Annotated in this window: 7 protein-coding genes; all 7 read left to right on the top strand. The window is 66.3% G+C overall.

Features of this window, described 5'->3' with window-relative positions; all coding sequences use genetic code 11:
- Nucleotides 1–314: 314 nt before the first annotated feature.
- Nucleotides 315–1,280, top strand: coding sequence for a tRNA (adenosine(37)-N6)-dimethylallyltransferase MiaA (gene miaA, locus PF446_RS08370; protein ID WP_298070979.1), 966 nt, complete (start codon nucleotides 315–317; stop codon nucleotides 1,278–1,280).
- 404 nt (nucleotides 1,281–1,684) lie between these two features.
- Complete coding sequence (gene hfq, locus PF446_RS08365) at nucleotides 1,685–1,951, top strand: RNA chaperone Hfq (protein ID WP_343224668.1); 267 nt, start codon at nucleotides 1,685–1,687, stop codon at nucleotides 1,949–1,951.
- Between the two features lie 124 nt (nucleotides 1,952–2,075).
- Entirely contained in the window at nucleotides 2,076–3,374 is a 1,299-nt protein-coding gene (gene hflX, locus PF446_RS08360; protein WP_298070980.1) for a ribosome rescue GTPase HflX, read from the top strand.
- Nucleotides 3,375–3,720: 346 nt separating this feature from the next.
- Complete coding sequence (hflK, locus tag PF446_RS08355; RefSeq protein ID WP_298070978.1) at nucleotides 3,721–4,821, top strand: FtsH protease activity modulator HflK; 1,101 nt, start codon at nucleotides 3,721–3,723, stop codon at nucleotides 4,819–4,821.
- The gene (gene hflC, locus PF446_RS08350) at nucleotides 4,818–5,687 is read left to right on the top strand and encodes a protease modulator HflC (RefSeq protein ID WP_298070977.1); all 870 of its coding nucleotides are present in this window, start codon (nucleotides 4,818–4,820) and stop codon (nucleotides 5,685–5,687) included. Before hflK ends, hflC begins: the two co-directional genes overlap by 4 nt.
- Nucleotides 5,688–5,700: 13 nt before the next feature.
- On the top strand, nucleotides 5,701–5,886 hold the full coding sequence (locus PF446_RS08345; RefSeq protein ID WP_298070976.1) for a DUF2065 domain-containing protein: 186 nt from the start codon (nucleotides 5,701–5,703) through the stop codon (nucleotides 5,884–5,886).
- A 191-nt stretch (nucleotides 5,887–6,077) separates the two neighbouring features.
- On the top strand, nucleotides 6,078–7,315 hold a 1,238-nt coding region (locus PF446_RS08340), incomplete at its 3' end, for an adenylosuccinate synthase (protein ID WP_298070975.1).

The raw sequence follows: 7,315 nt of genomic DNA, 5'->3' as shown, positions 1-7,315 counted from the left end.
TCTCGGCCAGGCTGCAGGCCAGGTCGGTCTTGCCGGTGGCGGTCGGCCCCATCAGGAAGATGGCCGGCGGGCGGGTATCGAGGGCGGACATGCGGCGATTGTAGTGCGCTCGCACGCCGAGGTCCGACAAAGACAAAGATGTAGACGAAGATGTAGCCCGGATAAGGCCCTCGGCCGCATCCGGGAAGCCTGTATCCACAGGCGTGGAGCTCGGGGCCGCGGGGCGGCCCATCCCGGATGCGGCCGAGGGCCTTATCCGGGCTACATCTTCGTCTTTGCCGGACCTTGGCGTGCGAGCGCACTACAATCGCCGCATGTCCGCCCTCGAGACCCGCCCGCCGGCCATCTTCCTGATGGGGCCGACCGCCACCGGCAAGACCGACCTGGCCTGCAGCCTGGCCGAGAGCTATCCGGTCGAGCTGATCAGCGTGGACTCGGCACTGGTCTACCGCGGCCTGGACATCGGCAGTGCCAAGCCGGATGCAGACACCCTGGCGCGCCATCCCCACGCCCTGGTCGACATTCGCGACCCGTCCGAGCCGTACTCGGCCGCCGAGTTCCGCGACGATGCATTGGCGGCCATGCAGGCCATCACCCGCCGCGGGCATGTTCCGCTGCTGGTTGGCGGCACCGGCCTGTACTTTCGCGCCCTGCAGCAGGGCCTGTCGCCGCTGCCGCAGGCCGACCCGGCATTGCGGGCGCGCCTCAAGGACGAGGCGGCGCGCGAAGGCTGGCCCGTACTGCATGCGCGACTGGCCACGCTGGATCCCGACGCGGCGGCGCGGATCAGGCCACAGGACGCCCAGCGCCTGTCGCGCGCGCTGGAGGTCATCGAACGCAGCGGCCGTCCGCTCAGCGAGCAACAACAGGGCGGGGCGGTCAGCCGCTTCCCGTGGCGCGTACTCAAACTGGCCCTGCTGCCTGCCGACCGCGGTCTGCTGCACGCGCGTATCGCAGCGCGGGTCACGCAGATGCTCGACGCAGGTCTGGTCGGGGAGGTGCGCGCGTTGCGCGCGCGCGGCGACCTCGACCCCGCGCTGCCGGCCATGCGCGCGGTTGGTTACCGCCAGACCTGGGCGCATCTGGATGGTCAGATCGATGCCGCCGAACTTGCCGATCGCATCGTCTATGCCACCCGCCAGCTGGCCAAGCGCCAGACCACATGGCTGCGGCGCGCCTTCGACGCACGCTGCATCGATCCGGATACGGCCGACGTGACCCGGATCGCGATCGAGGCGGTCGATCTATTCCTGGCTTCGAGCGAGAGGACCCGAGCGTGATCCAGACCGCCGCGCAACGCACACCTAGCGGTCCGGGGCATGCACTCTGCGCATTCAGGCCGCCCTATCCCGACGGAGGATTGAGGTGGGGGGACGGCTCACGGGCGCGCTCGTTCCACACCGCCAGGAAGCGCCCCCTACCGAAGTTCACCCGCCCGAACATGGGCCGCAGGAGCACGCCGACACACGGCGCGCGTTTGCCTGTTTCGTGCGTGTCACCACTCCAGTCTTGCGCGCACCCGCAAAGCAGTTAAGATTCATTCAGCGCCCGACCTTTTCCGTGAACTGCGGCGGACGGGCCGGGACTGTTGCGGTCGTAGCCATAGCCGGCGTTTTTTTACCGACCGCGTTCAAGGGCCGTGCCCGAAACCGTACACTCGGGACCGCCGGGGGAGATAACAAAAATGTCCAAGGGACAGTCTTTGCAGGATCCATTCCTGAACGCTCTGCGCCGTGAGCGGGTGCCGGTGGCCGTTTACCTGGTCAACGGCATCAAGCTGCAGGGCACCATCGAATCGTTCGACCAGTTCGTGGTTTTGCTGCGCAACCAGGTCAGCCAGATGGTTTACAAGCACGCCATCTCCACGGTCGTGCCCAGCCGCAACGTGCATCTGGATGACCTCGGCACACAGGCCGGTCAGCAGACCGAAACGGCCGAAGCCGAGGCCTGATTCCGGGTTCAGCCCGGAACGGACCAGCGCGAACCGATGACCCGCGTTACCGGCGGGGAGTACACTATGCTTGTCGTTCCCGTCGCATTCCGCGCGGGAATCGCCCCATATCAAGGTGGTCTCCCTGTTCGAGCGTGAGAAGAAAGGCGAACGTGCTGTCGTCCTGTTGCCGCATGCCCGCGGTGACCTGGACAGCGAAAGTCGTGCCGATGAATTCGTGGAGCTGGTCCGTTCAGCCGGTGCCGAGGTGCTTGAGCGCGTCCGCGCACGGGTCGAGAAACCCAGCCCCAAGTACTACATCGGTTCCGGCAAGGCCGAGGAACTGGCCGAGGCCGTGCGCGCCTTCGAGGCCGACCTGGTGCTGGTCGACCATACCCTGACTCCGGTGCAGGAGCGCAATCTGGAAGCCCTGCTCAAGGTGCGCGTGGTCGATCGTGCCGGGCTGATCCTGGACATCTTTGCCCAGCGGGCGCGCTCGCACGAGGGCAAGCTGGAAGTCGAGCTGGCCCAGCTCAAGCACATGGCCACGCGCCTGGTGCGCGGCTGGACCCATCTGGACACCCAGCGCGGCGGTGCCATCGGCAACCGCGGTCCCGGCGAGACCCAGCTGGAAACCGATCGCCGCCTGCTCGCGGGGCGCGTGAAAATGCTTACCCAGCGTCTGGACAAGGTACAGACCCAGCGCACCCAGCAGCGTCGTGCACGCATGCGCAATACGGTGCCGCGGGTGGCCCTGGTCGGTTACACCAATGCCGGCAAGTCGACCCTGTTCAACGCGATGACCACGGGTGAGGTGTACGCCGCCGACCAGCTGTTCGCGACCCTGGACCCGACCGTGCGTCGCATCGAGGATCTCAGTTGCGGACCGGCGGTGGTGGCCGACACCGTCGGCTTCATCCGCGAATTGCCGCATGACCTGGTGGCCGCCTTTCGCGCCACCCTGTCCGAAGCGCGCGACGCCGACCTGCTGCTGCATGTCAGCGACGCCGCCGACGAGGAGCGCGAACTTCTGGCCAGCGTGGTCAACCAGGTGCTGGCCGAGATCGGCGCCGAAGACGTGCCGCAGTTGCGGGTGATGAACAAGATCGACCTCACCGACACGCAGCCGGTGATCAAGCGCGACGAGCATGGTATGCCCCAGCAGGTATGGCTTTCCGCCCATACCGGCGTTGGCCTGGACCTGTTGCGCGAGGCCCTGGGCGAGCGCCTGGGCGGCGAGCGGGTGCGGGCTTCGCTGCAATTGCCTTTGAGCGCCGGGCGCATGCATGCGCGTCTGGCTTCGCTGGGTGCCATTGTCAGCGAAAAAGTCGACGAAGACGGCTGGCAGCTGCAGCTGGACGCCCCCCGCAGTGTCCTCGCCCCGCTGGCCGGCAACAGTGATGCACAAGCCCGGGCCCTGCGCGCACTCATCAACCCCGAGTAGCCCGGAGAAGACCTTGGCCGTGCCACGGGCACGTCCTCCGGTCGTCCCGCGGGCATTCCCTTCGGTCTCATCCCGGAGGGATGCTCGGCGGCCTTTGTCATGACGGCTCGGGAAGCGGCTTCCCCGGATGCGCTGCGCTTATCCGGGCTACGCTCATGGCGGGGGCCTTCGGGTACGCCGATCTGTTAAGATTCGAGCTTGTTTTGCATCGTCGGGCGGATGCGGGGAAGCTCGCAGCGGCCCCGGTGCCAAGGCGACCGCAACGATGCCCGATCCTTACACGACACGCAGACGGCGTTGGACATGTACGCCGACCACCCGGCTGCCTGCAGGAGTACGTTGAATCATGGCCTGGAATGAACCTGGTGGTGGCAAGCGGGAGCGCGATCCCTGGGGCCGCAACAGCGGTTCCGGCGGGGGTGGCAAAAGCCCGGACTTCGAGAAGATCTTCAAGCAGCTGCGTGCACGCCTGGGGCGTTTTGGCGGCAGCGGCGGTGGCGGCATCTTCACCATCATCGTGGCTCTGCTGCTGGCCTGGTTGGCGTTGACCAGCTACACCGTGATTGGTGCCCGTCAGGTTGGCGTGGTGCTGCGCTTTGGCGAGTACTCGCGCATGCTGCCGCCGGGCTTCCACCTCAAGCTGCCTTCGCCGATCGAGGAAGTCAGCAAGGTCGCCACCACCCAGGTGCGTTCGTTCTCCGACAAGGTCACCATGCTGACCAACGACGAAAACATCGTCTCGGTCAACTTCAACGTGCAGTACCAGGTTTCGGATGCACGGGACTACCTGTTTTCCATCAGCGATCCGGACGAGACCCTGAAGGAAGCCGCCGAAGCCGCCGTGCGATCGGTGGTCGGCAACAACAACATGGACACGCTGTTGTCCGGGCAGGGCGCCCAGCTGGTGGCCAAGACCCGGGTGGCGCTGCAGAACACGGTCGATGAATACCACAGCGGCATCGTGGTGACCGAGGTCAGCTTCCAGAATGTATCCCCGCCCGACCAGGTGCGTGACGCCTTCGACGACGTCAACAAGGCCCGCGAGGACAAGCAGCGCATCGAGAACGAGGCTCAGGCCTATGCCAGCCAGGTGGTGCCCGTGGCGCGCGGCAACGCGGCCCGCATCGCCGCCGAGGCGGCCGGCTACAAGGCCTCGCGCATTGCCCAGGCCACCGGCGACACCGAGCGTTTCAACCTGTTGCTGGCGCAGTACAAAGCCGCGCCGGAAGTGACCCGCAAGCGGCTGTGGCTGGAAACCATGGAAAGCGTGCTGGCCAACAATCCCAAGGTGATCGACGGCAGCAACGGCCGCAACATGATCTACCTGCCTGTGAACAAACTGTTCGGAACCAAGGCAGACGGCAACGTGCCCGTGCCTGGTGCCCAGCAGCAATCAGCGGGCGCCGATGCATCCGCCAACGACTCCAAATCGGGAGGTGGCCAGTGAAGACCACCAGCATCATCATTGTGATTGTCCTGCTGCTTGCCGCGTACAACAGCGCGTTCGTGGTCAAGGAGGGGCAAAGCGCCATCGTGCTTCAGTTTGGCCGCATCGAGCGCACCAACGACAAGCCCGGCCTGCACTTCAAGATTCCTTTCATCCAGCAGGTCATGCGCTTTGACGCGCGCATCCAGACCCTGGACGCGCAGCCCGAGCGCTATTTCACGCTGGAGAAGAAAAGCGTCAACATCGACTTCTACGTGAAGTGGCGCATCGCCAAGAACTCCACCTATTACCAGGCCACCGCTGGCGATCTCAACCAGGCACGTCAGCGGCTTTCGCCCATCGTCAAGGATGCGCTGCGCTTCGAGGTCAACGCCCGTCCGCTGGACGCGCTGATTTCCGGTGGCCGCAAGGACATCACCAAGCGCGTGCGCGAGCTGGCCGACAAGTCCACCAACAAGACGCTGGGCATCCAGGTGCTGGACGTGCGCATCAAGCAGATCGAGCTGCCCGCTGCGGTCAGCGACTCGGTCTACAAGCGCATGCGCGCCGAGCGCACCAAGCTGGCCAACGAGCTGCGCTCGACCGGCAAGGAGGCGGGTGAGAAGATCCGTGCCGACGCCGACCGCCAGCGCCAGGTGCTGATTGCCGACGCCCACCGCGATGCCGCCAAGGTGCGCGGCGAAGGCGACGCCACGGCGGCCAAGATCTACGCCAAGGCCTACAGCAAGGATCCCAAGTTCTACGCCTTCTACCGCAGTCTGCAGGCCTACCGCCATGCGTTCGCCAACGGCAAGAGCGTGTTGATCCTCAAGTCCAATTCACAGTTCATGAAGTACTTCAGCAACGGAGGCGGCGAGAAGCCCTGAGCGCAGCCAAGCCATGCCGAAGGAGCTCTACGCCGCGCTGTGCCTGATGATGGTGATCGAAGGTCTGGTGCTGTTCGCGGCGCCGCAGGCCTGGCAGCGGATGATGCGCGAGGCCAGCCAGATGGACCCGCGCAGCCTGCGCATGATTGGCGCCGGCGCGATGGTCCTGGGGCTGGTGATCCTGCGCCTGGTTTACTGAGGGCGGTGCCAGTGCCTCGGCCACGCCGTTGATCCACCAGCGTTGCTTGGGGCGCCCGGGAAGGATGCCCCCGGCGAACGCCGAAGGCAGGAAGCCGCAGGCCGGGTGACTTGCTGAGCCATGGAGGGCGAAGTTAGTCACCGACGTCGCCCCGCAAACGAATACTTTTCAACTTCAGCGAGATTTTCGAGATGGGCAAGTCAGTTGTAATCCTGGGCGCGCAGTGGGGCGACGAAGGCAAGGGCAAGATCGTCGACCTGCTGACCGAGCGCGTCGGCGCCGTGGCCCGCTTCCAGGGCGGTCACAACGCCGGACACACACTGGTCATCGACGGCAAGAAGACCGTGCGGCACCTGATCCCGTCGGGCATCCTGCGCGAGGGCGTCACCTGCCTGATCGGCAACGGCGTGGTGCTGTCGCCGGCCGCGCTGATGAGCGAGATCGAGGAGCTGGAAGGCAACGGCGTCGAGGTGCGTTCGCGGCTGAAGATCAGCCCGGCCACGCCGTTGATCATGCCGTACCACATCGCCCTGGATCAGGCGCGCGAAAAGGCCGCCGGCGGCAAGGCCATCGGCACCACCGGGCGCGGCATCGGCCCGGCCTACGAGGACAAGGTCGCGCGCCGCTCCATCCGTGTGGCCGACCTGATGTACCCCAACGACCTGCCCGAGAAGATCAAGACGGCGGTGGAGTACTACAACTTCGTGCTGACCCAGTGGCTCAAGGCCGATCCGGTCGACGAGAAGGAGGTCCTGGACGCCGCGCTCACCTGGGGCGAGTACATCCGGCCCATGGTCGACGACGTCGCCACCGTACTGCACGACCTGCGCGCCGCGGGCGGCAACATCCTGTACGAGGGCGCCCAGGGCGCGCTGCTGGATATCGACCACGGCACCTATCCGTACGTCACATCAAGCAACACCACCATCGGCGGCGCGCTGGCCGGCACCGGCGTGGGCGCCTGCGACATCGACTACGTGCTGGGCATCTGCAAGGCCTACGCCACGCGCGTGGGCAGCGGCCCGTTCCCGACCGAGCTGCACGATGACGTCGGCAAGGCCATCGCCAAGGCCGGCCACGAGTTCGGTGCCAGCACCGGCCGCCCGCGCCGCTGCGGCTGGATCGACCTGGTCGCGCTGCAGCGCGCGGTGCAGATCAACGCCATCAACGGCCTGGCCATCACCAAGCTGGACGTGCTCGACGGACTGGACACCATCAAGGTCTGCATCGCCTACGAGTACCGCGGCAAGCGCCGCGAACTGGCCCCGCTGGACGCCGACGGCTGGGCCGAGTGCAAGCCCGTGTACCTGGAGTTTCCGGGCTGGGACCAGCCCACCTCCGGGGTGCGCGAGTGGCACAAACTGCCCGCCGCCGCGCGCGCCTACCTGCGCGCCATCGAGGAGCTGTCCAATTGCCGCCTGGCCCTGGT

The sequence above is a fragment of the Oleiagrimonas sp. genome (assembly GCF_027858935.1).
In the GTDB taxonomy this organism is placed as follows: domain Bacteria; phylum Pseudomonadota; class Gammaproteobacteria; order Xanthomonadales; family Rhodanobacteraceae; genus Oleiagrimonas.
The sequence above is the reverse complement of the archived record's forward strand: the minus strand, read 5'-3'. Positions and strand labels throughout refer to the sequence as shown.